Source organism: Asticcacaulis sp. DW145 (assembly GCF_037101385.1).
Classification (GTDB): Bacteria; Pseudomonadota; Alphaproteobacteria; order Caulobacterales; family Caulobacteraceae; genus Asticcacaulis; species Asticcacaulis currens.
Map to the genome: position 1 here is coordinate 36,840 of NZ_AP029027.1, position 22,363 is coordinate 59,202.

At 53.0% G+C, this 22,363-nt stretch carries 19 protein-coding genes; 5 read left to right on the forward strand and 14 right to left on the reverse strand.

The features are described 5' to 3' along the window. The first annotated feature begins 3 nt into the window (after window positions 1-3). Window positions 4-2,109 carry an Atxe2 family lasso peptide isopeptidase gene (locus AACH73_RS18705; RefSeq protein ID WP_338736648.1) on the forward strand — a complete coding sequence of 702 codons (2,106 nt, stop codon included), beginning with the start codon at window positions 4-6 and terminating at the stop codon, window positions 2,107-2,109. 34 nt (window positions 2,110-2,143) lie between these two features. Here the strand turns inward: AACH73_RS18705 and AACH73_RS18710 are convergent, their stop codons facing one another. The 5 genes from AACH73_RS18710 to AACH73_RS18730 form a co-directional block, all read right to left on the reverse strand. Beyond that, the gene (locus tag AACH73_RS18710; RefSeq protein WP_338736649.1) at window positions 2,144-3,910 is read right to left on the reverse strand and encodes an asparagine synthase-related protein; all 1,767 of its coding nucleotides are present in this window, start codon (window positions 3,908-3,910) and stop codon (window positions 2,144-2,146) included. Between the two features lies 1 nt (window position 3,911). Next, complete coding sequence (locus tag AACH73_RS18715; RefSeq protein WP_338736650.1) at window positions 3,912-4,580, reverse strand: lasso peptide biosynthesis B2 protein; 669 nt, start codon at window positions 4,578-4,580, stop codon at window positions 3,912-3,914. Window positions 4,581-4,852: 272 nt separating this feature from the next. Continuing rightward, entirely contained in the window at window positions 4,853-5,002 is a 150-nt protein-coding gene (locus AACH73_RS18720; RefSeq protein ID WP_338736651.1) for a hypothetical protein, read from the reverse strand. A gap of 226 nt (window positions 5,003-5,228) precedes the next feature. Beyond that, on the reverse strand, window positions 5,229-5,384 hold the full coding sequence (locus AACH73_RS18725; RefSeq protein WP_338736652.1) for a hypothetical protein: 156 nt from the start codon (window positions 5,382-5,384) through the stop codon (window positions 5,229-5,231). A gap of 205 nt (window positions 5,385-5,589) precedes the next feature. After that, on the reverse strand, window positions 5,590-6,255 hold the full coding sequence (locus AACH73_RS18730) for a GntR family transcriptional regulator (RefSeq protein ID WP_338736653.1): 666 nt from the start codon (window positions 6,253-6,255) through the stop codon (window positions 5,590-5,592). Between the two features lie 550 nt (window positions 6,256-6,805). On the opposite strand from AACH73_RS18730, the gene AACH73_RS18735 reads away from it, so the two are divergent. Together AACH73_RS18735 and AACH73_RS18740 are read left to right on the forward strand one after the other, a co-directional pair. Beyond that, window positions 6,806-7,210 (forward strand): helix-turn-helix domain-containing protein, encoded by a 405-nt coding sequence (locus AACH73_RS18735; RefSeq protein ID WP_338736654.1) that lies wholly within the window; start codon window positions 6,806-6,808, stop codon window positions 7,208-7,210. Between the two features lie 186 nt (window positions 7,211-7,396). Next, on the forward strand, window positions 7,397-7,864 hold the full coding sequence (locus tag AACH73_RS18740; protein ID WP_338736655.1) for a MucR family transcriptional regulator: 468 nt from the start codon (window positions 7,397-7,399) through the stop codon (window positions 7,862-7,864). Between the two features lie 28 nt (window positions 7,865-7,892). Here AACH73_RS18740 and AACH73_RS18745 read toward each other — a convergent pair whose 3' ends face one another. Further along, a complete protein-coding gene (locus tag AACH73_RS18745) occupies window positions 7,893-8,102 on the reverse strand; it encodes a hypothetical protein (RefSeq protein ID WP_338736656.1) in 210 nt (69 codons plus the stop codon). Between the two features lie 789 nt (window positions 8,103-8,891). Between AACH73_RS18745 and AACH73_RS18750 the strand changes: the two genes are divergently transcribed. Both AACH73_RS18750 and AACH73_RS18755 read left to right on the forward strand, forming a co-directional pair. Continuing rightward, complete coding sequence (locus AACH73_RS18750) at window positions 8,892-10,148, forward strand: DUF262 domain-containing protein (protein WP_338736582.1); 1,257 nt, start codon at window positions 8,892-8,894, stop codon at window positions 10,146-10,148. Continuing rightward, entirely contained in the window at window positions 10,148-11,038 is an 891-nt protein-coding gene (locus tag AACH73_RS18755) for a protein kinase (RefSeq protein WP_338736583.1), read from the forward strand. The genes AACH73_RS18750 and AACH73_RS18755 overlap by 1 nt, the downstream gene beginning before the upstream one ends. A gap of 11 nt (window positions 11,039-11,049) precedes the next feature. Here AACH73_RS18755 and AACH73_RS18760 read toward each other — a convergent pair whose 3' ends face one another. The 8 genes from AACH73_RS18760 to AACH73_RS18795 form a co-directional block, all read right to left on the reverse strand. Then, window positions 11,050-11,262, reverse strand: a complete 213-nt coding sequence (locus tag AACH73_RS18760) for a hypothetical protein (RefSeq protein ID WP_338736584.1) — start codon at window positions 11,260-11,262, stop codon at window positions 11,050-11,052. 31 nt (window positions 11,263-11,293) lie between these two features. Continuing rightward, the gene (locus AACH73_RS18765) at window positions 11,294-12,136 is read right to left on the reverse strand and encodes a phosphoadenosine phosphosulfate reductase family protein (RefSeq protein WP_338736585.1); all 843 of its coding nucleotides are present in this window, start codon (window positions 12,134-12,136) and stop codon (window positions 11,294-11,296) included. Then, entirely contained in the window at window positions 12,133-15,435 is a 3,303-nt protein-coding gene (locus AACH73_RS18770; RefSeq protein WP_338736586.1) for an ATP-binding protein, read from the reverse strand. Before AACH73_RS18770 ends, AACH73_RS18765 begins: the two co-directional genes overlap by 4 nt. Then, the gene (locus AACH73_RS18775; protein ID WP_338736587.1) at window positions 15,435-16,355 is read right to left on the reverse strand and encodes a DUF4007 family protein; all 921 of its coding nucleotides are present in this window, start codon (window positions 16,353-16,355) and stop codon (window positions 15,435-15,437) included. Before AACH73_RS18775 ends, AACH73_RS18770 begins: the two co-directional genes overlap by 1 nt. Before the next feature lie 17 nt (window positions 16,356-16,372). Next, on the reverse strand, window positions 16,373-17,587 hold the full coding sequence (locus tag AACH73_RS18780) for a cysteine desulfurase family protein (protein WP_338736588.1): 1,215 nt from the start codon (window positions 17,585-17,587) through the stop codon (window positions 16,373-16,375). 33 nt (window positions 17,588-17,620) lie between these two features. Beyond that, window positions 17,621-19,948 (reverse strand): DNA sulfur modification protein DndB, encoded by a 2,328-nt coding sequence (locus AACH73_RS18785; RefSeq protein WP_338736589.1) that lies wholly within the window; start codon window positions 19,946-19,948, stop codon window positions 17,621-17,623. Between the two features lies 1 nt (window position 19,949). Beyond that, window positions 19,950-20,609 carry a hypothetical protein gene (locus AACH73_RS18790; RefSeq protein WP_338736590.1) on the reverse strand — a complete coding sequence of 220 codons (660 nt, stop codon included), beginning with the start codon at window positions 20,607-20,609 and terminating at the stop codon, window positions 19,950-19,952. 1,191 nt (window positions 20,610-21,800) lie between these two features. Beyond that, window positions 21,801-22,361 carry a MarR family winged helix-turn-helix transcriptional regulator gene (locus AACH73_RS18795; RefSeq protein WP_338736591.1) on the reverse strand — a complete coding sequence of 187 codons (561 nt, stop codon included), beginning with the start codon at window positions 22,359-22,361 and terminating at the stop codon, window positions 21,801-21,803. Between the last annotated feature and the right edge of the window lie 2 nt (window positions 22,362-22,363).

Below are 22,363 nucleotides of genomic sequence, written 5' to 3' on the forward strand. Positions count from 1 at the left end.
GTCATGAGATCCATCATTCTTGCCGGTCTTGTCGGGTGTGCGCTTGTCGCACCCGGCATAGCCTCTGCTGCATCTAAGTATTGCTCCGATTTACTGCCAGGCTTGCCGGAACTGAATCAAAAACGGCGTATCGAAGCCGAAGACTTGGTTCGGTTGAGGGACATTGGTCCCAATTGGTCTTCGGCACGCGAGCCGATGTTGAGCTTGTCGCCTGACGGCACGAAGCTGGCATTCGCGATGTATCGGGCGGATATTGCGAGCAACAGCTATTGTAGCGGGGTGTTTGTCCTCGATACCGAGAGCGGTGCTCCACCTAAACTCGTTAGCGAGGGCGGTGTGTACTTCTTCCTACAACGGTCGAGTTACGGCATCGCCAGTTTCAAGGATGCGTCAGTTGCGACCGTAGTGCCGCAATGGACACCGGACGGACGGTCACTCGCTTTTCTTCGTGAGGAGAACGGCCGTGTTCAAGTCTGGAGCGTTTTGGCCGACGGCGGTCAACGGCGCCAGCTTACGAATGAGCCGTACAACATCGAAAATTTTGCATGGACGGCCAATGGGAAGGCTATTGTGTTTTCCGGCAGGCCTGAGCTTGAGTCAAAGAAAGAAGAGTTAAAAGAGGAAGCTAAGGTAGGATACCTTTACGATGAGCGGTTCGCGCCCCGCCTCGGAAATACGCCGCAGATTCTGGAACCTGTAGTCGTCCAATACCAAACTATGGACGTTGAAACCCGAACGTTGCGCGCCGCGACCGGCCCGGAAATCGCTCTGCTGACGGAAGGTTCGAGGGCAATCTTCGACAAGGACGCCATGGTCACCAGCCTTGGTGCCCACGGCGCAAAGGCGTGGACCATGGGAGACAAGGGTGACCCTACCTACAGCCCCACAACCTTATTTGCTCAGACAGCTTCTGGACGGAGCGGCAAATGTTCAGATGCCGCCTGTGACTCAGTGCGCGCCCTCTGGTGGCTCTCAGACGGAGAAACGCTGATTTTCCTTCAGCGGAAACCGTACGGCAACCAGAAAACCTACTATCGCTGGCGTGTCGGAGCGGCCTCACCGACGCTTCTTCTCCGAACGACGGATGTAATCGGGGAATGCACACCGCATAAGCGCGGGCTTATTTGTCTTCACGAAGCTTCACGGCAACCCCGCCGCATTGTCACGTTCGACGCTTCAAATGGTAAGATTTTCCCGGTTTTCGATCCAAATCCGGAATTTAAATCCATTCATCTGGGGTCGGTCGAACGCCTTACGTGGCGGAATGAGCAGGGCGTCGAGACGTTCGGAGATCTTGTGCTACCACCAGATCATAAACCGGGACAAATCCACCCATTAGTCGTCACTTCGTATTCGTCAAATGGCTTTTTGCGCGGCGCGACGACCGATGAATATCCGATTCAACTATTTGCCAGTCGGGGGTATGCGGTCTTATCGTTCAGTCGGCCGCTGCAAGCGGGAAAAGTGCTCGGCGGGAAGTCCTCACTTGAGATCAGCCATTTGGATCGCAAGGACTGGGCTGATCGGAAACTTGTCCATTCCTTGCTGTTAAGTGGCGTAGAGGCGGTCCTGTCGAAGGGCGTAGCTGATCCCAAACGGGTCGCCATCACGGGAAGCAGTGAGGGGGCGGCGCTCACACAATGGGCGATCCTGCACAGCAATGTTTTTAGCGCAGCAATAATGACCAATTGCTGCTTAGATCCAATACTACGAAAAACCCTAAACGGGCCTCAGATTATTGCAAAACTTAAGGCGGAGATCGGCGAGCCTGATCTCACAGACACTGACCAATTAGCCTACTGGAAGCCGATGTCCATGAGGCTGAATGCTGATAAGATGAATGTTCCTCTGTTGCTCGAGCTTTCCGAAAACGAATACATGATGGCAACTGAAGGTCTCACAGCCTTGTCAGAAAAAAACAAAACAGTGGAAGCTTACGTGTTCCCTGACGAGTACCACGTGAAATGGCAACCCCTTCACCGCTTAGCCATCTACAACCGAAATCTTGAATGGCTCGATTTCTGGTTTAAGGGCGTGGAAAATCCTGACCCCGCCAAAATCAAGCAAAATGAGAGGTGGCGGAAATTGCGAGACGCCAGGCCACACTAAGGACCCAAAACCGCTTCCCAACCCCGAGCCGCCGTCAGGCAGACTTCCGAACGGGGACCTTCCGAGTCCAATGCCGCGCCCAGGATTCAGCCTCTGCCAGCTGGAGTAAGCGTGGTGCGTCGTTGGTCTTGGAGTGGAAGAATTCGCCAAGGCTCAGTTCCAGGGCTGTTCGATCTACAAGACCTTCATAACAGAGGCACCCATCGAGAAGGTGTTCCCTGACGGCCGTCATGTTGGCCGCGAGCAGGTCTGTTGCGAATGTGTCCGGGCCAGCCTTGCCTTTTCTGTAAAGTATCTCCCGGGGGAGGTCGTCCGAATAAGCGTCGCGAACAGGCGAGCGATTTCGCCCCCCTCGGAGCCACTCCCAAGTCGGGATGGCTAAAGCAGCCTCAACGATCGGCTGAGACACAAGTGGGGTGATCTCGTCGACCGTGAGGTTTCGTGCCGAAGGTTCAAGATTATCAATAATTCGAAGAAGCATGGCGATATGGACGGCTTTACCGGGGAGGCCGCTATCGGGAAGGTCCAGCCATGGATGATCGAAGAGGGGTGTAGTCGCTGTTGCTTCAGTCAGGAACCGGTTATTCCGCCTCCAGGAATAGGCATTGGACCGTGCTCTGTGCCGTCTGAGCGCCATCGCTACGACGTCCCAGACACTTGCACCCGAAAGATCGCAGATATCGCGGATGGTCGTGAGGACCGCAGGTGTCAATCCTTCAGTATAGATCCGGTCCAGAAGCGGCGTAGCCGACTGTGAGTAGCAAAACACATTGTCGCCGCCGCGACCGGTGAAATAGGCGCTGTCCCGCCCATCCGGCAAAACGCCTTTCACAACTTGGGTGCTTACCTGAGACATGGCCCCGCCCATTGGCCGGGGCAGATGGAGGCTCACCCCACGGAGAAAATCAACCTCCGATGGTTCGTAGATTTTCTCGATAAGGGGAATGCCGAGGGAATGCGCCAACACCCTCGCATAGACGCGTTCGTCGCCGTCGGGGGTCCGCGTGGCCATGGTCATGAAGGTTACCGAGGAATGCCTGGCAGCAAGCGCTGCAGCCACGACAGAGGAATCCAGGCCTCCAGAGATACCCAGTAAAATATTGGCGTACTGTCCTGCCCAAGCTCCGATAGCGCCTGAAATAGTGTCCTTTAGCTCCGCCCGAATTTCCCCGGCTTTTCGGTTCATTCGCTTCCCAACATGATCCCAAGGAGACCAGTAGGGATGACTTTCGGACTTGTCAGACTGGAGGGATAGAGCAAATCCGGGTAGTAGCTCGAATAGCCCGGTTAAAGCTGTGCGCGTAGACTTGATACCGGCGGACCTAAGCTGATGGGCCAATGCACGCCAATCAACGATAGGCTCGAAAAAGCCACTGCTGATCAGGGCTTCGACGTCCGAAGCAAAGACCCAGAATGGGTGCTTGAAGAGGTAGTAGCAGGCGGCCTGAGCGGACGGGTCCCTGATTATCGATATGTTACCGTCTTCGGAGGGGACAAAGGCCACATAGCCCCCCCAATATTCTTTCATGAGGGCGCGGCCCGAGGATCGGACAAGCCTCGCTGTCTGCGCTGCACCGAATTTTGAGATTCGTTTGGGTCGATCTTCACGTGAGAACACGGTGCCTATCGCAAGGCCGTCAGTGCCCTCCATTTTGATTATGTCGCGGTCATATTCCACGAACACCGTGAGACTACTCGACACATGTGAGGCAGTCAGGCCTGTAAGCGCTTCGAGCGCCTTGGGCACAAGCGCCCATTCATCAGCAGTGGCACTCACTATCGCCAGATAACGGGTCGCCATTCTATATCACCATGATTGGGGTATAGGGGAGGACGCCCTCCACCGTGTCATTCAACACCGTTTCGTCCATTTGCAGCCATGCATGAGCGCCGAAGTTGTGTGCTCGGACGCCAATCACGAACGAGGGAAGGCAACTGCGCCTTGCTAAGAACCGAAACATGGCGATTGACCGGCGCAGGCATTGATCGCCGGTAGGTACAATATGCTGAGACAACTGAAAGGCCCGGGCCCATGAGCCCATGCTACGCTGAGTAAGGCTACGGGCGGCGGGTTGCCGTCGAGCCGCTTCCCTCCGAATGCCTCTCAGAATTTTAGCTATTGGTACCGTCTTCAGATCGAGGCCGGCGAGGGCTTGATCGATAGTCGCCTCTGCGACTGCTGCCCAAGTACTTGCTTCCTGTGGAGCCTCCAACAGGCTGGTGACTGGCCGAGAAAGGGTGGGAGCCGGGGATACCCCACGTTCGGTCAGGTCATTGTTCAGGACCCGTCTGGCGACGAGCGCGTCAATGGAAGGTGTGTCCTCAGCATTTTGTGCGCCACCAATAAAGTTCACGAACGCGGTATTCATTGGTGCCGGTAACGCGAAAAACCGATCGAGGTCTGTGTCGAACAGGATGGTCTGGCCATCGCAGATACAGAAGTGAATGTGGTCGGACACGGAAAAGGTCATCGAGATATCCGCTAGAATGACGAAGGAGCGACGTGGCAGCACTCCATCGGATTGCTTTTGGCAATTGGGGTCAGTCGGCCCTCAGCTCTGGCTGCGGTCGAAACTCACCTAAGTCAAACTCGAGGAGGTTCACGGGACCGCCCCGAGCAATTTGCAGCGTTCCACTCCCAAGGTTGATTAGGTCGAATTCCACCGCCTATAGGTTTTCGTGTTCAACCATGGTCACTTCCAGAAAATGAGTGCGAGAACCGATATCCTCGCACTCCAGTTGGTCACTCGATGGACAAGCCGGGGGCTTGGCGCCACTCGGCCATGTCGAAATCGGTCTGATGCTCTTGGGAGCCACCCTTGATTTCGACAGTGGCGCGACCCAGATCAACCAGGTCTGGTGCCCGCGAAGTGTGGTCTTCAATCTTAGACATGTTCAGTCTCCATTATTCGAGGCCATGCTAGGCATGACCAGATCCTCGGGGCATGATCGTCAAAAGACAAACGTCATGCGCCCTCCTGTAATGACCAAGTTCACGCTGAGGCGAGTGACCTATCTTCGAGCTAGGCCTTCGGCCTGGCACGCCATATCTCAGGTCAGGTCACCCGCAGCTGAAGTTTGGCCCATTCGTGCCGGGTTAGTTCTCGCGACTGTGGAGCTTAGTCGCCGAGCAGCCCCGGTTCCTGACGATAGTCTTGCAGATCGAAGTCAATCTTGTTGACGGGGCCGCCACCCTTGGTTTCGACGCTGGCGCGGCCCAGATCGATCAGGCCTTGGGTTTCGGAATCACGAGCGGTATTTTCGAGCTTACGCATAGACTTACCCTCCATTTCTGAAAGTCATGGTCATTCATGACGATTTGAGGATAAGCCACAACCTCTGATATCGGGACCTAATAATGCCCGGACCGCGCATTGGTTTGGTCGCGGTAGCAACTAAATTTTTGCAAGGTTTTCACGACATAGGGCAGGCGATCAGGCCTGCCAGAACTTCGGTCGCCCGACGCGGCTGGAATTAAATCTATCGACGATACTGGTAGTTCTCGCGAGCTTCATCGGAAGCCCCTTCAACCCCGCCCCGGTCGGCGTAGAGGACAGTGACAAGCCTTGGCACCAGTTGGAGGCGGAGGAGGTGGTAGTCCTTCAGTCTCTCTCTGAGGATCTGCCAGTCTTTTGCAGCGCAGGCCTTAATGAGCCCTTCCAACTCAACCTGCAAATCGTCGATCAGGAGTGGCTCTGCCAACCGTATAGCGTGAAGCTCGTCATTGACGTGCTCCATCGTCCGCCGGGCCCGTTCCCCTCCGGATTTGGCGATCTCGCGGAAAAGCGCCTCAGTGGTCACGAGCACATTGCCATGTGCGAGGTTGCTGGGAAGAGGCGCAATCGTCCTGCCGACCACTTCGGCTTCCTCGGTTCCCAGGATCAGTTCGCGGAGGCTGAACCCGATCAGATCGCGGACGTGATCCTCGGTGACATGCGGCAAATAGTAGCCGCCATGAGAGGTGTTCTTGAGCAGTCCTTCGCCGACGAGGCGGTTGACGGCATTGCGCACGGGCGTATCACTGGCTTTGTGGCGCACTCGTATTTCGGAAAGGTCGAGCTGGTGTCCAGGCACATAGTCGCCGCGAAGTACTTCTTTGCGCAATTCTCGATACACTCGATTGAGAGTGGGAGCCTTATCTTTCATACGCGTGCCAACCCTCCGAAATCGATTGAGTAATAGCGCCTCACGCCCGCCAAACCCCCCAATGTGCGATTATTTCAGATTGATCTATCTGCCAATTCCCCTGAAAATAGCATGGGACACTGTGCGAAACAATCATAAGATTCGCGCTATCGTTGATCTAGTCTCTTCAGGCGTGTGTTCATTGCGCCAGATGGAAGAATAGGCTGCGGCACAGCCCAGGATAGCGGTGAATAAATGTGAGCCTATTTATTATAAAAAGTGGCCAAATATCCTATTTATATTTCCCATGATGCGGACTAATCAAATGTAATCTTTGGTTCGGGGAAATTTCCTGAGAAATATTGATCGTTAAAATTTACTGATTTATTTGCCTGTGCAAAAAACGTATTGAAAAAGTACCGATGCATCCGAATTATAGGTGCACTTATACATAAAATATCGTGGCTGCGCGCTTTCGATCCAGATACTGCATCCGGTATTGGGTTGCGTTTTGTTTTCAAAATTGTAGTTTCGTAACCCATTAAATTCTTTCCGAAAGAGGCGAAACCTAATGGCTGCCGAAGACAACACGCCAAACCCTGTTGATATTCATGTCGGCTCTCGGATTCGCATGCGGCGTAAGTTTCTGAGCCTGTCGCAAGAGCAGCTGGCTGCCGGAATCTTGCTGACGTTTCAGCAAGTGCAGAAATACGAACGCGGCACCAACCGGGTAAGCGCCTCCAAGCTCTACGATATAGCCACGACACTCAAGGTGCCCGTCGCCTACTTCTTTGAGGGCTATAGCGATGCCCAAGCAGCAGATAATTTCTCAGAATCGCATTCTGAGCAGGTCGTTCACGGATTCCTCAAAACAAGCGAGGGTATCGAGCTTGCTGAAGCCTTTCCGCGCATCCGGAACCCAAAGCACCGGCGCAAGGTCCTTGACCTTGTGCGAGCGCTATCAGACGAAGAGTGATGGCGTCGCTGACGAATAGATACGAACGAACCGGGACGAGAGCTAGTCGAAACTGGGATATGCATATCGTCCAGAACGGCCGAAATCGTCCGGAGAAAAGGCCTCGGGATATTTCTGACAGTTCGAAGGGTTGCGGCGTTACGCGAGCAAGGTTATCAGCCATGACAAATGACAATGAGGAATACTATGGCTGACGACTTCAATGCCATCGATCGGACCGTAGATATTGTCTCGGCATACGTCGGCAACAATTCGGTTTCACCCTCGGAAGTCCCGGCGCTCATAAAGTCAGTGCATATCGCACTTTCATCGACTTTGACCTCGGGCGGAGCTAAGAGCGAACCTGAAGCGAAGATTTTGCGCCCAGTGTCGGTCAAGAAGAGCATCACGCCTGACTACCTGATTTGTCTCGAAGATGGCCTGAAGTTCAAATCCCTCAAGCGCCATTTACAGACGAAATACGGCCTTAGCGCCGAAGCCTACCGCCAAAAGTGGAACCTCCCGTCTGACTACCCGATGGTGGCCCCCGCCTATTCCGCTTCACGTTCATCAATGGCGAAGGCGCTGGGGCTTGGCCGTAAGCCGGTCGAAAATCCGGTCGTGCCAGTGAAGCCAAAGCGCGGTCGGAAAGCGAAAGCGGTTGCCAAAGAATAGCGCAATCCCAAAGCGCCCCTGTCCGTCGTCAATGATTTTGAGCCGCCCTCGTCATACTCATGCCAAGCATTGCCATAGCATCCGCCCGCGTTTTTCCGGTTTGACCGTTGAGAGCAACATCAATCATAATTTCGGAGAGAGCAGCATTGATAAGAGCGTTCGGCTTTCCCTCAATAAGCGGAGCAATCTGCTCCTTGATTTGGCTATAAAGCTCGAAAGCAGTCGATTTATCATCCATGTCACCCTCCGTAACTCAACCATATGTAGGCACATATTCGTGCGTTTGAGTATCACCCGAACGGGTGATTAAGATACCGGCAGCTAAGGGGGCAGGGGGGCATGCGCGGGCCCATGGCGCTACGCCGGCGGGCCGGATTGACCTTTCTCACGAAGTGCTCAGCGATTCCCCTCCAAGGGCGAAGGGAAAACCAGCGTTCGCAAGCTGATGATTTCATACGACAACTACAGGGCTGAACTTGGCGCGATCGAATAGGTTCCGGAATTCGACGACATGATTACCTTTGGAAAGAAAGGGAAGGTCATACCGAGGGATTGATCAACAGAAGCCGGAGATATGGTATTATATTACCATATCGCATAATAAACATTATGAGAAATTATATTCTATATACAACACGTTAAAATGATTACACAACTTTGCAAATGAGATTTTATTGCTCATCAGCAGCCACTTGCGCGAGTGAGATAGTCTCAGAAATCCGCTCGAACTCTCGCAGATTTCCGGTTGGTTGGCTGCAAGATAATTAACTACTCTGACGTTTCCCAAAAGAGCGGCCACAAAGCCGCACATCAGAATGTCGACCTCCGCACAGCTCTCCAGGACGTTGCGGGTTTGGTAATATCTGGCCAAGCCATCTTTAAGGGACCCCGTAGCGATGGTTGGTATGAAAGGCTATGACATCGGTTTAAATTAGCCATCCTTCGCAGTCCCGACGAAGCATTAGTTTGATTTCGCCATTTCCTGACGCTAGAGTTATTCTGCAATCAATACGCGCAAGGAGCTACATTGGGCATTTGGAATTCAAGCCCTCACCCAATTTCGGACCTCAGAGATTGGCAAAAGGCAGGACGACTTGAGGTTAGGCCCGATTTTCAACGCCGCGAGGTGTGGAGTCCTGCTGCCAAGATAATGCTCATCGACACAATCTTGCGCTCAGTCCCTATGCCGAAAATGTTTCTGTGGAATGAAGTCGTAAAGGATAGCACGCATCGACGTGTTATCGACGGACAGCAGCGCATACTCGCTATTTTGGGTTACTTAGATGACCAGTTCGCACTAGATTTGCCGTACGTCGGTCCATACCAAGGCATGAAATTTAGCGAGCTTCCTGATTACGAGCGTACGAAAATTCTTCAATATCGGATCGACTACAACGAAGCCATTGGTTTCGAAGAAGCGGAAGTACGTGAGGTATACTCACGTGTTAATAAGTATTCCCTTCCTTTGAATAAACAAGAACTGAGAAAGGCGGACTTTCCTGGTCAATTTCTTGAATTGGCGTCGGAGCTTTCACTAAATGATTATTTGGATGAAGCCAAGGTATTTTCCGTTGCACAGCGTCGCCGGATGGGTGATGTAGAGTTCACGTCTGAACTATTAGCGGGCATGTTAGAGGGGCCTCAAGACAAGAAAGACGACCTCGACTATTTTTATTCGCGATACGCGGATTGGGATTCAGACGGTGTCTCTAAAGCAAAAAAGGAATTTCAAGCCGTAGTCTCGGATTTGGAGTTAATCTTTGATGAGAAAATTTTTCCCCTTCGGATGACAAGGTTTAAGCAAAAGGCGGATTTTTATACGCTATTCCTGTCGATACTTGAGTGTCATCGCGCCGGCTTTGGGCTTGGCCAGAAACCGCTCGATCCCCTCCGCGGGGACCTTAGACTTTTAGATGAGCAAATTGCGCCAGAATCTGATGTGGACGTACTGCGTGAATACGCAATTAAATGCGTCTCGCAAGCCAACAGTGTTTCTAGTCGCGCTTGGCGTCGCAATTTCCTCATGGAAATTATAAGTGGCACTTACCGGCCGTCATATCCTTCCCCAGCCGTGGTGGAGCGCCTAAAAGCTATTGTGTTGCAAAGCAATGTCGCCGGTCAGAGTCACTTATTTGACCTGTGCGGCGGCTGCGGTAAGCAATTCACGGATCAACATGGTGCTGAGCGAGAAATGTTCTGGCCCGAGGACTCGAGCACTTTCCAAATGTCGAATGCTCTTTGGTGTGCTGCCGAGTGTAAGGGCGATATGGGGGCCAAACTTTAATGGCGATATTGTTTGCCGGCCGGTCAGCAACGCCGTCAGAGTTTGTCGAAGTTCCTGACGTCGTCGTTGCTTCAAATGGCCGACATTATGAAATAGGAGATCGGATCGACGCAGGCGGCAACGGTGTTGTCCACCAATGTACCGACGTGGCTGATGGAGGTGCCTATGCGATCAAATTTCAACTGGATTTACGCAATAATAGAAGGCTTCGATTTGCGCGCGAGCAAGAATTGATCTCCAGTCTTCATCATGACCATTTGATCGTATACGATAATCATGGCCAAATAGACGGAATTAAAAAGCGTAGAGGTCATGCAGGAGGAAAAGGTGTAACTGCCCCGACCGATACGACCCTACCTTTCATTGTAATGGGATTGGCGAACAGCAACCTGACCGGTTTGGTAAAAAGTAACTCAGTCCAGCCCGAGGTCTTCACGGCGCAGTTCAGGGGTCTTGCACACGCTCTAGGAGAGCTACACAAGAAAGCGGTTCATAGAGATATTAAGCCCGACAACATTCTAGTGATCGGTGATAGATGGGTTTTGAGCGATTACGGGCTTTGCCACCCACACGATTTGGATGAGGCAGACCGATTTACTCCCGATTGGGAAGTTGTCGGCCCAAGGTACTGGATGTCTCCGGAAGCGAATAACCGGAGTATTGGACGATCAGACGTGATATCTCCAGCTTCCGACGTTTTTCAACTTGCTTCGGTATTTTGGTTTGTAGTCAATAGGAGTCATCCAACCGGAATTTTGACCCGGTCAGATTGGCAAGGTCCGGACGCGTTGTTTGATCCAATCTTCGAAGCCCTTCATCATGACATCACGCTTAGGCCATCAGACGGGACCGAATTCGCCGCAAAAATCGACGCCGCTATACACAGCTAGCTCGACCGCAGTTATTGAAAATGACCCAAGCGATGTAACGCTTCAAAAATGGCGAGGCGCTTTTCTTCAGAGCATCGTTTCGTCGCCGTACTAATGTCGGTTCGGTTATCAACGCTGCCATCAGGATTTCGCCTTGCCGCTTTAGCGTGAGCAATCCAACAGTCCTGTGGAACAAAACCGTGCCTGGTTTTCACATAGGTTTTAATCTCTTTATAGGTCGCCAAGGTTTCCATCCCTACGTTTAAAGTAACGACTCTACTTATGGCAGATTACGCAGCCGCCTGACGCTTCATCGATGCCATATATGTCATCGATGGACTCAGGCAAGCCGGCCGCCAAAGGATTGCGGTTGCGGCGGTCGCGCAGGCGCAAGACTCTGCGTTCATAGTCAGCCTTTATTTGTTCGACCCGTGCTGGTTCGATAAGTTCCGGCAAACTCTCGCCTTGGCTCCAAGTAAAGGGCGAACCGTCTTTTAACGCGGTTTTCTCGTACCCTACTGCCTCTTCGAAACGATCCGGATGGTGCTCCGCCAGGCGAACCCATTCAATTTTTTGCTGGAAGAAACAGAAAGTGCAGCCTGACCGAGAGCGCCATTTGTAATATTCTGGCTCGCCTACATCTGCCTGGTCCAGCATCTCAATCACGCCCTGCCGATCAATACCAGCTTCACGCAGTGGCAAATGTACCCGCATATTTGGGTGAGTGGCCTGATAGCCTTCGCGGGTCGGTTCGTCGGCTCGGATAGCCACGTACGAATGGATTATTGTCCCGCTTTCCAAATCGGGGCGAATCCATTGCTCAAGCGGTCGCAGCTTTAATTGTCGGGTGCACCACCTTGTTCTCGCCGAAGGCAAAAAGTGGCCGTATTCGTCCAACCAGAAATCGAAGTCGCGATCAGGGTTCAGGCGAAGAATTGGCTTGCCTAGAAAGCCCTCAAGGCGATCAAGGAAGGTGTAGACCTCTGGCAATTCCTTGCCGGTGTCAGTGAAGAAGTATTCCAGTGGAAGGTCAGGATAATGCTGGCGCATATAAACTGCCAAAGCCGCACTATCTCGCCCCCCAGATACACCTAATATATGCCGTTCAGGATGGGTCATGCGACCTCTGTTTCTTCATTTGCGGCGGCCAAGCTGGCCACTACCCTTGCCAGCGCCGCAAACTGTATGCGGCCATGCTGGTCGTCACTGCTAAGGGTCTTAAGCAATCGCTCCGCGAGATCAGTAGCTTCAGACCGTTCGGCCTCCGTGAGGATAAATCGTCGCAACAGGGGCGGCATCTTAGGATCAACGCCGACAACGAGCGCGAGCGCTTCGGTATTCGAATGGCGGTTCCGCACCGCGGCCAAAACTTCAAGCTCACGGAACTGACGGCCGTACCTTGCGAGTTCGAGGAAGGCTTGGTCGCGGTCTCGATCCGACCAGCTATGAGCTGGTTTATGGATCAAAAGGCTTGCGATACCTTCGACGTCCCCAGCCTCTCCATCGAATGCCGCTGCTCGCATCGCGAACGCATCGAACCGGAAATCATTCGTCAGGTTCTTGATCGGTTGCAGCCGATCTTTGAGGCCTGCAAAGCTCTGCGGGTCAACTGCCAAGGCGCGAGCCAATGCCGCCTTAAGTTGATCCAACAAGACGCCATACAAGCCTTCCAGCTCAACAAGTGATTGGTAGACCAAATCAGCCGACAGATCGTCTCCCAAGGCTCCTGGCAGGTCTTCAAACAACAACGCTTCTGGATCAGTCGCTTTCAACACGATCGACCGGACTCGAAGAGTCGATGCGCTTGCCGTCTCCGTTCGCTTGGAATACGTCGGGAGTGACGCGAACCGTCGAAAGATTGCTTGGGCAATAGGTAGAGATGACGTCTCATCACCGAGACCCAACCGCGTAGATAGCCCGTTCAAGAAAGCCATCTCGCGGATTGACCTATCGATACGGCGAAGACGTATCTCCGCAGGCTTCTGAAGCATCTTATCAACAAAAACTTCGTCTAAGCCGGTTTGGAAGATGCCTTCGACATACACGGCGAGGCGGTTGCGACTGGCCAACAGGTGCGCAAGAGCCAATGCCGGCATAATACCCGCCTTCATTCCATAAGGGGGCTTTGACCAAACACTATAGAGCGCTTCAAGGGAGATATCCTTGACCTTATCCAACTCCTCCCAAGCCGTGATTAAGCTATTACCCGCTTCACTATCGTCAGGGCCGCAAAAATCAAATTTTCCGGGTTTGACCTCTTGGTGGAGGCCGAACGGTTTAATCACTGTTAGGTAAAGGCCCATCTCGATCGGGTAGCCATCAATGCCAAGGTCCGGCGAGTCTGACTTCGTTACCATTGCGTGCAGCAGGGCGCGTAACCCAGCCATCGCACTGGTAGAAGGCTTGTCTCTTTGAAGAAGTTCGCTTTGTAGGATTGGCGCCTTTGCGTAGGTCCTATCCGCAAGTTCGGTAGCGACAATCGCTAATGGCTCACGAAGCGGCTTGGCGGGATCAGGTGTCAGATACCAGCGAGCAGCGTCTAAAGCGGTTTCAAGATCACGATGAACGCTATCAACGGCGGCCGACCGCCGGCCGGCGACTTCCCGGCGAGCGATGCGATCACCCTCCAGCTGAGGATATTCACGATGCACCCGCTCGACCGCGAACAATTCCAGTGCGCTTTCGCGGAGACCATAGCTTCTGCTCGCCCCACCTACGGCGGCAATGGCGCCCAACTTATGCAGCTCTTTAGCAATCGATTTGCAGACACGATCAATTTCACCCGCATCCTGAGAGCCGCTGCCGAGCATCAGCACGATTGTCCCAGCACCCGCACCCTGCTTTGCTGCAATGTCCGCTGCCATTTTGGCGGGCTTGTCTGACTCTGAAATTAGATGAATGGCAATTTCGAATGTGCGGAGTGCTCCGGTTCTGAAGTAATGCCGTTTCGCTGCAACAAACCCCATCCCTACGCGCTGCGGAATACCACGCACCTGATCTGGCGTAAGTGGCGCACGCGCTCTTGAAATCGCATCTTCCAGGTCAAAATCGCTGCCGGCGAACAGCGCGTAACCGTTCAAGCGCGGCTGTTTCGTTAAGACCGCCCAATCAAGGAGGTCTTGAATTGCACGCTTGCGCTCGTCGTCGGATACCCACGGAGTTGCCGCCGCTAAAAAATCGTCAGCCAAGGCCAGGCCTGAACCGTTACGGAAAAATTCGATCGCGGCAGCACATTTTGTAAGGGCGACGTGTAAAGAAGTGCCCTTGGCACCCGCTCGCTCTATGGCCTCGAACGCCAAGCTGAATCGGGAGCTATCAGACCCACCAGTTAAGACCATTCCAAAATTGAATGCCAGATAATCCCAAAGACGATCGGGGCCATACGTCTCGTCATCCGTGGCAGATTTGAGAAAGTCTTGGAATCCGGCCGGTTCAGCCGAACTTAGGAACCCGAATACGCTTCGTTCGTTCTGAGCGAACCTTTGGCGAGAAACTGGACCCAACAGCATGGCCGTCACGGGATTTAATGGCCAGGCCGAAGCTAAGGCATTTGTAAGCTGGTCAATATCGGTCGGCCGCCGTTTTGCTACGGCATCGGCAACCGAGGCCGCAAGAGACTTGGCGGCCGCCGGTCGTGCCGTGCAGGAAATCGCCTTAGATAACAACGAGACTGTTTCATCCGCCGCCGCAAGAAACGATATGTCCTGATATCGCCCTTGGACTTTGGCCCATTCTTGCCGGGCATCACGCGCGGCCCTGGCAGCGTATTGATCAAATGATTGGTGAAGAATACCAACAACGACCAGCCTGCCTTTGCTTCGGGAACTCCTCTCAGCAATGTCTTGCAAAAGGTGGATGTCACCACCAGAGGCCGCCTCGTGCTCCAGCATTTTGCCAAGTTCATCAAGTATAAGGAGAAGGCCGCTGCGACTTTTGGAGGACTCGGACGCCAGCATCTCAATAAGCGCATCGTCACTTGCGATCGCCTTTTGGAACGTCCGGTCCGTCCAACCCAATGCTATGCGCGCCGACTCTCCAATCGCGGCACGAAGGCCCGCTCTGCTCCCCGTCACAGGGACGACGGCCCAAGGACCATCATCTTCTGGAAAGGCCTTGGTGAAGTTGGCCGTTAAAGCCTTTCCAGCAATTGCCTTGGCAATTTTCCGGTTGTCGCTCGCCCCGGCGACTAGGTTAGCCATTAGCAGCGCCGCGCTTGACTTCCCGCCGCCGTAGGGTCCCGTCCAAGTAAACGCACCCTGCTTGCTATCGATTTGGGCATGAGCAAGCGTGCTCAATGCTTTTTCAACGCTCGCCTGCAACACATACCCGATCAGAGGTGGCGTACCGTTTAAATCAGCATCCAAACGTGCAGACCGAGCGAATCGACGGTTTATCTCAACGAAATCAGCTAAAGCCATTAGGCCACCGCCTTTAAGGCATTTGCAGGATATGACTTTTCGATAAGGGCCATACGATCCACCGCCCCTGTACGCTGTATTTGCCTAAGCCCCGCGGTATCCGTCCAAATCCAAGCACCGTCGGTTACTTTCTCCATCGCGATGAGGCGTGTCACCACGCTATCCTCATCTAGCTTAAAGACACGACCTGGAGAGCCTGGGGCATAGCAAATATGCTCTACAGTCAGCGTATTTCCGCCGCCAAACCGTTCCCAAAACTCCGCCAGAGCGTAGGCAAAAATGGAGTCCGATAGCGACGGCTTTGGTCCGCGAACGAACTCAAACCAGCCACCGAACCGCGCCTCTCTGATGAGGCCAAGTTCAGCTAATAATGGCTCCGCCGCATCCTCGGACGCCGCACCGTCGCGACGAACATAGCTGCGCAAAAACACTTCCACGTCACGCTTAATGGTACCGATAGTAGCCCTTCGGTCCCTCGCCTCTAAAATTCCAAAAATGTCATCGACCAACGTTGAGTGATCGAACTCATTCGCAGCCATACCATTGAAGGCATAGTAGGCAGTGGTAGTATATTGGGGCGTTGAAGCCATCGCCCAATGTGTCAGCCACACCGTCGCAGGCCTTTCAATATATGGGTCTGCCCCATCGTCCGAAAGGATCGCGGTGCCCAATGGCGTAGGGCGGAGCTCTTTCCCCGCCTCCTCTACAAAGCCCGACGCCAGCGCCCAATAACGCATGGCGACGGCCATATTCCGCCCCACCCCAAAGCGCGCGATTGCAGAACGTTCTTGAAATGTTCCTGAGGGCGCGCCATACTGCACGGCGTCATAAGCCTTCTTCAGCCACAGAATGCGCAGCGGGAAGGTTTCGTGACCGGCAAATTGCAACGAGTCGGCCGAATCAAATAGAGCGTGTTTCATGCTCCTGCTTGTACCGCCTACTGGCGGGCTTGTCCAGTGGGACGCCTCAAATGGTCGATCGCACGAGCCAAAATAAATGCAGATTCAATCGCGTCCTGTTTAGAATTGTATCTGCTGAAGTATAGTCTAAATATTGATTTGGCGATAACTTGACTAAAACCCATGCTCATGAGCACGTGGGAGGGAAAAACCTGTCCAGAATTGCAGGCCGATCCCGTGGAAATCGACACATCTCGCTGTATGATCTCGACCAAATCATCTGCGATTATTCCATCGACCTTTAAGCATACGGTTCCCGGCAGCGTTTCTGAATTTTGAGTGATGATCTCTACATCACTATTCAGTCTAGTTAGTTCGCCCAAGAATGTATTGCGCAAGAGCGTGCCGTGAGCCGCATCCAAGTCCATGCGCGACGCCGCTAGCCGAGCAGCCATTCCAAGTCCCGCAATAATGGGTACGGGCTCAGTTCCTGGCCGTATCCCGGTTTGCTGGCCGCCGCCAAATGCCAGCGCCTTGGGCATCAATGCAGAGGCAGAAATAAAAACGGCCCCAATCCCCATTGGGCCGTACATCTTGTGACCTGAGAGGCTCAAATAGTCGATACCGCAATCGAGTACATCTATTGGCAGCTTGCCGACCAATTGCGCGCAATCAGAATGAACATAGGCTCCGACTTTGCTGGCGATGGCAACAATTTCTTTTATCGGCTGCAGAGCTCCGGTCTCGTTGTTTGCCCCCATTACAGACACTAACAGAGTCTGATCATCGACTGCGGCAGCCAATGCGCGCATATCAATGACGCCTGTATCGTTGGCGGGGACCAAAATGACCTCAAACCCCCTGCCCTCAAGTGTAGCCGCTGGAGCCAGAACCGACTTGTGTTCGATAGAGGATAGAACAATCTTTCTTTTGTTAATCCCAGCTTCAACCGCCGCTTGGGCGACCCCCAAAAGGATCAAATTATTCGCTTCAGTGGCTCCGGATGTGAAGACTATCTCGTTTGGTGCCGCCCCAATAAGGTCTGCGACGTCTCGCCTGGCCTCAGCAACAATCGCCTCAGCTCGCGCGCCCATAGTGTGCGGCGAACTTGCGTTGCCAGGCAGTGACCAAGCATCAACGATCGCCTTTGCCACTTCAGGCGCGATGGGAGTCGTTGAAAAGTTATCCAAGTAAATCGGTTCGTTGCGCGGCGCCGTTGGACGCAACGATTTATCCATCATTACTTCGCCCATTCGACCCTCCCTTACCCTTCCGCCCGAAAATGATCACTCGGCGCTGCTAACGCCTTCGTCGACGGCATCTTCAGCAGATTCCCAAACTTCATCCTCTTCAGCGACCGCCGCTGGACCGATTTCGGCCGGTTCCGTGCTGAGACCTTCAAAGGTCTTTTTCGACGGAATCTCAGCAGTCTTCCATCCCAAATTATTAAGCAGCGTCCGGACAGCCTCATAGGCCTGCGTGACAAATGTTGCGCGTTCGGCCGGCGTCAGGTCTTCTTCGCGCTTAACTTCGTTGCGCGTGAATTCGTCCTTCCGCCGGCCCACCAACGACTTAAAGACTTGGGCGCGACAGATGTCGCGTGACGCGGTAACAACCGCTTGAAGGTGTTCATTCTGCGGCCGCCACAGCTCCAGCATCATATAGCGATACTTAGGCCATTGATCAGGCTGCATTTCTCCCGGATAGACCACTTCCCGGAATGTGTGCGGCGTCCGAACCAGCTTCCATTCCGTGATCTCCCCTTCGACTTTACCGACGAAGACTTCAACTAGGCTCCTGAATTGGGAAACAGACCTTGGAACGAACAAAGCATGGAGCGAAGTGAGATAGGCGTCGAATTCTGCGGAAACGTCTATTGCAGCGGCCCCAACCTTTTTTGCTTCAGCCTGAGCGCGTTCAACCTCCCCGAAGAAGGTTGCGACGGCAGCTGTTTGGAACGCAACACTGGAAAATACGTTGTCATAAAGGTCGGAAATGAAGCCGACGATCTTAGGATGAACGTCAGGACCGTCTTTGAGCTTATTTTTATCGCTTATGGAATCTACGAAATTGGCGGCGCGCTGTCCTTTGAACCGGTCGATAGCGTTCTTGATTTGGCCAGCGGTAATATCGAGATTTTTGATAATTTCTTCGATCTTCGTAGCTTCGCTTCCGAACTCTTTGCTTTTCAGCTTTTCTCGCAGATTGTCGCGATGGTCATTGAAAACGCGGCTCATCCCCTGCCCTTCAAACAGGATCGGACGTAGCTTGCGATTTTCTTGGCTTTTGAGGTTCTCTTCCAAAGAGAGGCTGGCTCGACAGTGAGCCTCGATTGGTGCGAAACGCACATAAAAGTCTAACAGGTACGTGCCATAATTTGTGTCATACTGCTCTGCGAGCTTGTCCCCGGCGTTGCGGGAGAAGATGTCTCTATACGTAGTGTCCGCCAACGCGGCGCCCAAAATGTTACGGGCATCCAGCCGACGCGAGGCACCAAACGCTTCGAGATCTGTCCGCTTGTAATACTTGCCGGCACGCGCACTGATACCGCTGACATCATCAGGCTTATTGAGCAACAGGTGCTCAATTATGTAGTAGATATGATTCACACCGGTGACGGCGATCGCACTTTCGATTTTGATACGGTCTCCCGATTGGTCGAGTTCTACATTGAAAATGCGGATCGAGTTCTGACTTAGCGCGTCTCGATTTTTGATTGCCGACAACGTTTTGCGCAAAAACAAAGCGATGAGGTCATTATCGTCTAGCAAGCGATTTCGGGACTCTGAAACCTTACGTGCCGTCTTATTAAGGGTGAGGAAAATGGAACGTGCGGCCTTTTTGAGGTCGAAGTCGCCTTTGTAGTGTTCGTCCAGTTCTGGGAATGTGCAGAACATGACGGGAAGGCTGATGTGCGAAAGCTGGAACTGCCGAATGTAATTTGGCGTCCACTCCTCGTAAAAATCCTTGTACGGTGCACGACGCTCATCGGTCCATTTGTCTTGAAGATTGCGATAAAGGGCCAGAAGCGCCATCGCACGGTGCTGCCCATCAACAATTACAAGCCTTGTTCTTTCTGTATTCAGCTTCAAACGATTGAGGTCATGTTTGACAACTTCACCGTCTAAAATAGGTTGAGAGAACTCGAACACTTCCTGACCGACCACGCCGGACCGCGTCCGTCTTTCTTCTTGGCCATCCGCACTGGTTCCGACTTCGGTAACAACAGGAGGATATTTGTCTGCCGGACGATTGGCATTCGGAACAGTCGGCAGGATGACGACGACGATCGGCGGGAACAACTTCACCATGTCCCGTGAGTTTTTGTCGAGGAGATAAGGCACGAGTTCTGCCGACACACGCGCGTCGTCGATATCCCGCTGCATGATCTCGTCGAACTCTAGTTTTTCAGTCTCGAAAAGTTCCCGCACCGGCGCCAAATGGCTTAACACCTGCGCACTGGCACCGCTCTCATAGTCGAGGCTAAGGTCAGTGAGGAAATACTTTACCTCAAGAGTATTGTTAGTGTCAGCGATGCTGCCCACTCGGAACGACCCCGTCGATCCTTCCAGCTCCAGGTTCAAGGCTGAAGATTTACGAAGTGACAAAGCCATGTCAGTTCCTTCCTAAGATCGGATAATATATGCGGTTCAGTAGATTTTCGAGATCGACATGTAAGCCATTTACACTCGAAGTCTCCAGAACCATTACGAATAAGTTGTCTGGTGGTATTCGACGTGTAACTACCCGTCGAGCAAAGCCGGCATCTTCATTTACGGTTGCATCGTCGGTTAAACCCCGACGAAGCTCTTGGTCTCTGTATTTTTCAATAAGCGATCTATGTGTACCAAGCCGTGTACGCAAAGCCTCTGACATACCAATATAGATAGGACTTGCGAAATAAGGAGCCGAACCGATCAAAAAATCGCGCAGTCCACTTAACCGCGCCGGTTCGTCTAAAATACGTTGTACCAGCCCAGAGGAGATTCTTTGGTCGTGTTCCACGGTTCCTGTGTGTTTTGGCTTTAACGGGCCTGATAGGGTCACATCATACGGGTCTTGATGGAAATATTTGAGAACATTGTCGTTGAAGAGGCGATTGACAACGGCCTCGGCTCCCGCCCGATCGCCGGCCGCCAAGCGCTCACGGACCGCAAATATCGCTTGGTTTAGGTCATATTGCGTGATTTCGGGTTCATAATACCACGCATAAACACCAGGCCCTAAAGGGGCCTGGCCTAATTCACTCCAAGACAATTTGCGAATATTATTCACGGTCGTCCATCACAAGGTTAACAAATCTTATTAGGCGACTACCAGTTAACAGACAACTACGAAGCCACTATTGCTAACAGTTTGGTAGGAAAGGCAAAAACACGAGTGCGAGGCGGATTTGTCGGTACGGATTCTTTCACCACCCAATCTTTCGCTCCACAAAGGTCTCTCCCCGCCGCACTGAAGGTGCAGTTTCGGTGTATGGTGTTATAATGAATTCATGGCATCCCAGCTATGAAGCCTTCCTCTAGGTCGTCGTACATAATCGATACGGTGACCGGGCCGTTGCAGCGACGGTCGTAGCAGCATAGGACGTTTTACAATTCGCCCAAGAACAGCTGACCAAGCCGGGCCTCGCATCACCAATTCGCGCGGCCGTTCGTACCGGTGCTTTCAGCATACCCGGCACCGGGCCTCTATTTCGTCGTAGTCCTCCAGATCGGCGATCCGCGTTTCTTGTCTCCAGCACATCAGAAATTGTCATCCCGCTGTGGAATTCTCGAATAGGAAATTTTGGCGACGGTGAAGTCGCTTGGTTGCGGTTTCCATTCACCCAAGCTGACGACAGGCTGACCGTCGCGGCGGTTCAGGTTGTCCATGGCCGCATGCTATCTCATTCACCTCTGAAACGCTTTTTCGGATCACGACTTCGCAAATGTGAAGCGGAGCCAGAAAAGCACCAGAAACCTTGGCATTCCAAGCGTAGAGGTCGAGCGCTTCAGGCTCATCCGCAGAGAGTGCCACGACAGCGGCTTGGTAGGTGGCCATCCGGGCTTGTGACAAGGAGTGCGGGAGCGCCCTAACGGTTAATTTGCTTCACATTTGATGCGAAAAAGCCTATTTGGGTCCCGCTAGCCTTTGGTTTTGTTGGCTCACGCCTCCCCCAGAGGACAAACGATAGTTCAGGAAAATCCGCCTTCATGGCGGGTTTTTCTGTTTTCGGTTGTTAGCATTAACAGGTGAACGGGAAACCTGAATTCGTACATAAACTGAAAGGCCCACCTTGCGGCGAGCCTTCCGATTTATCCGTAGACGATGAGGGGGGCGAAGCCCGCATGTCTCAAAGCCGTAATCCGCTGAATATTGTGGTGTCCGCCAAAGAGCCTAGAAGCGCCCGCACTCAACTTTACTCTGTTTGATGAGCCAAAACAGTGGCTGTAACATGCTTCATCGGCACCATATCGGGCTTCTCTATTCAGACGGCACCGATTGGCCGGACTCCAGTCGCAGTAACTCCGACAGGGTCAACCCTTCACGGCCACTCCTTCTTTGTAGTGTGAGGCTGGAAGGAGGCATTCCCACGGCTTGAACCTGAGCATTGTCAGTCGCGAGCCTGAGTTTTTGAAGCCCTTTTCGTAAAGTCGACATTTCCCCTTCATCGAAGTCCTTGAAAAGTAGCTCCTCCAGTAGCGACAGCTTATCCAGCGCGTCGTAGACCATGGTTTCGCCGGGTGCGGTTAAGGCGACCAATTGGTGCCGATTATCGCGACCGCCGAGGGTTCGCACGAGTAGTCCTCGTTTCTGGAGCGCTATCACCATGCGTGAGATGGCGACCTTGTCCGTCCGTTGCAGGCGTGAAATTTCCGCTTGAGTGATGGGGCCGGCCTCATGCAGCGTCGCCATCAAATGCCATTCGGCCACCTTGAGATTGAACGAGCGATCAAAGACGATCGACATCAGTTGGTGCATTCGATTCGCCACGACGTGGACGACGAATGGAAGGTTCTCATGGAGGTAAAAGTCTCTCTGCATCA

What these genes read in the sequence shown, in the direction of transcription:
- AACH73_RS18705 (WP_338736648.1), top strand. Translation starts at nt 4, where the DNA reads ATGAGATCCATCATTCTTGCCGGTCTTGTCGGGTGTGCGCTTGTCGCA.
- AACH73_RS18785 (WP_338736589.1), bottom strand. Translation starts at nt 19,948, where the DNA reads ATGGCTTTGTCACTTCGTAAATCTTCAGCCTTGAACCTGGAGCTGGAA.
- AACH73_RS18795 (WP_338736591.1), bottom strand. Translation starts at nt 22,361, where the DNA reads ATGCAGAGAGACTTTTACCTCCATGAGAACCTTCCATTCGTCGTCCAC.
- AACH73_RS18715 (WP_338736650.1), bottom strand. Translation starts at nt 4,580, where the DNA reads ATGACCTTTTCCGTGTCCGACCACATTCACTTCTGTATCTGCGATGGC.
- AACH73_RS18765 (WP_338736585.1), bottom strand. Translation starts at nt 12,136, where the DNA reads ATGACCCATCCTGAACGGCATATATTAGGTGTATCTGGGGGGCGAGAT.
- AACH73_RS18770 (WP_338736586.1), bottom strand. Translation starts at nt 15,435, where the DNA reads ATGGCTTTAGCTGATTTCGTTGAGATAAACCGTCGATTCGCTCGGTCT.
- AACH73_RS18740 (WP_338736655.1), top strand. Translation starts at nt 7,397, where the DNA reads ATGGCTGACGACTTCAATGCCATCGATCGGACCGTAGATATTGTCTCG.
- AACH73_RS18775 (WP_338736587.1), bottom strand. Translation starts at nt 16,355, where the DNA reads ATGAAACACGCTCTATTTGATTCGGCCGACTCGTTGCAATTTGCCGGT.
- AACH73_RS18780 (WP_338736588.1), bottom strand. Translation starts at nt 17,587, where the DNA reads ATGGGCGAAGTAATGATGGATAAATCGTTGCGTCCAACGGCGCCGCGC.
- AACH73_RS18725 (WP_338736652.1), bottom strand. Translation starts at nt 5,384, where the DNA reads ATGCGTAAGCTCGAAAATACCGCTCGTGATTCCGAAACCCAAGGCCTG.
- AACH73_RS18745 (WP_338736656.1), bottom strand. Translation starts at nt 8,102, where the DNA reads ATGGATGATAAATCGACTGCTTTCGAGCTTTATAGCCAAATCAAGGAG.
- AACH73_RS18755 (WP_338736583.1), top strand. Translation starts at nt 10,148, where the DNA reads ATGGCGATATTGTTTGCCGGCCGGTCAGCAACGCCGTCAGAGTTTGTC.
- AACH73_RS18710 (WP_338736649.1), bottom strand. Translation starts at nt 3,910, where the DNA reads ATGGCGACCCGTTATCTGGCGATAGTGAGTGCCACTGCTGATGAATGG.
- AACH73_RS18730 (WP_338736653.1), bottom strand. Translation starts at nt 6,255, where the DNA reads ATGAAAGATAAGGCTCCCACTCTCAATCGAGTGTATCGAGAATTGCGC.
- AACH73_RS18735 (WP_338736654.1), top strand. Translation starts at nt 6,806, where the DNA reads ATGGCTGCCGAAGACAACACGCCAAACCCTGTTGATATTCATGTCGGC.
- AACH73_RS18720 (WP_338736651.1), bottom strand. Translation starts at nt 5,002, where the DNA reads ATGTCTAAGATTGAAGACCACACTTCGCGGGCACCAGACCTGGTTGAT.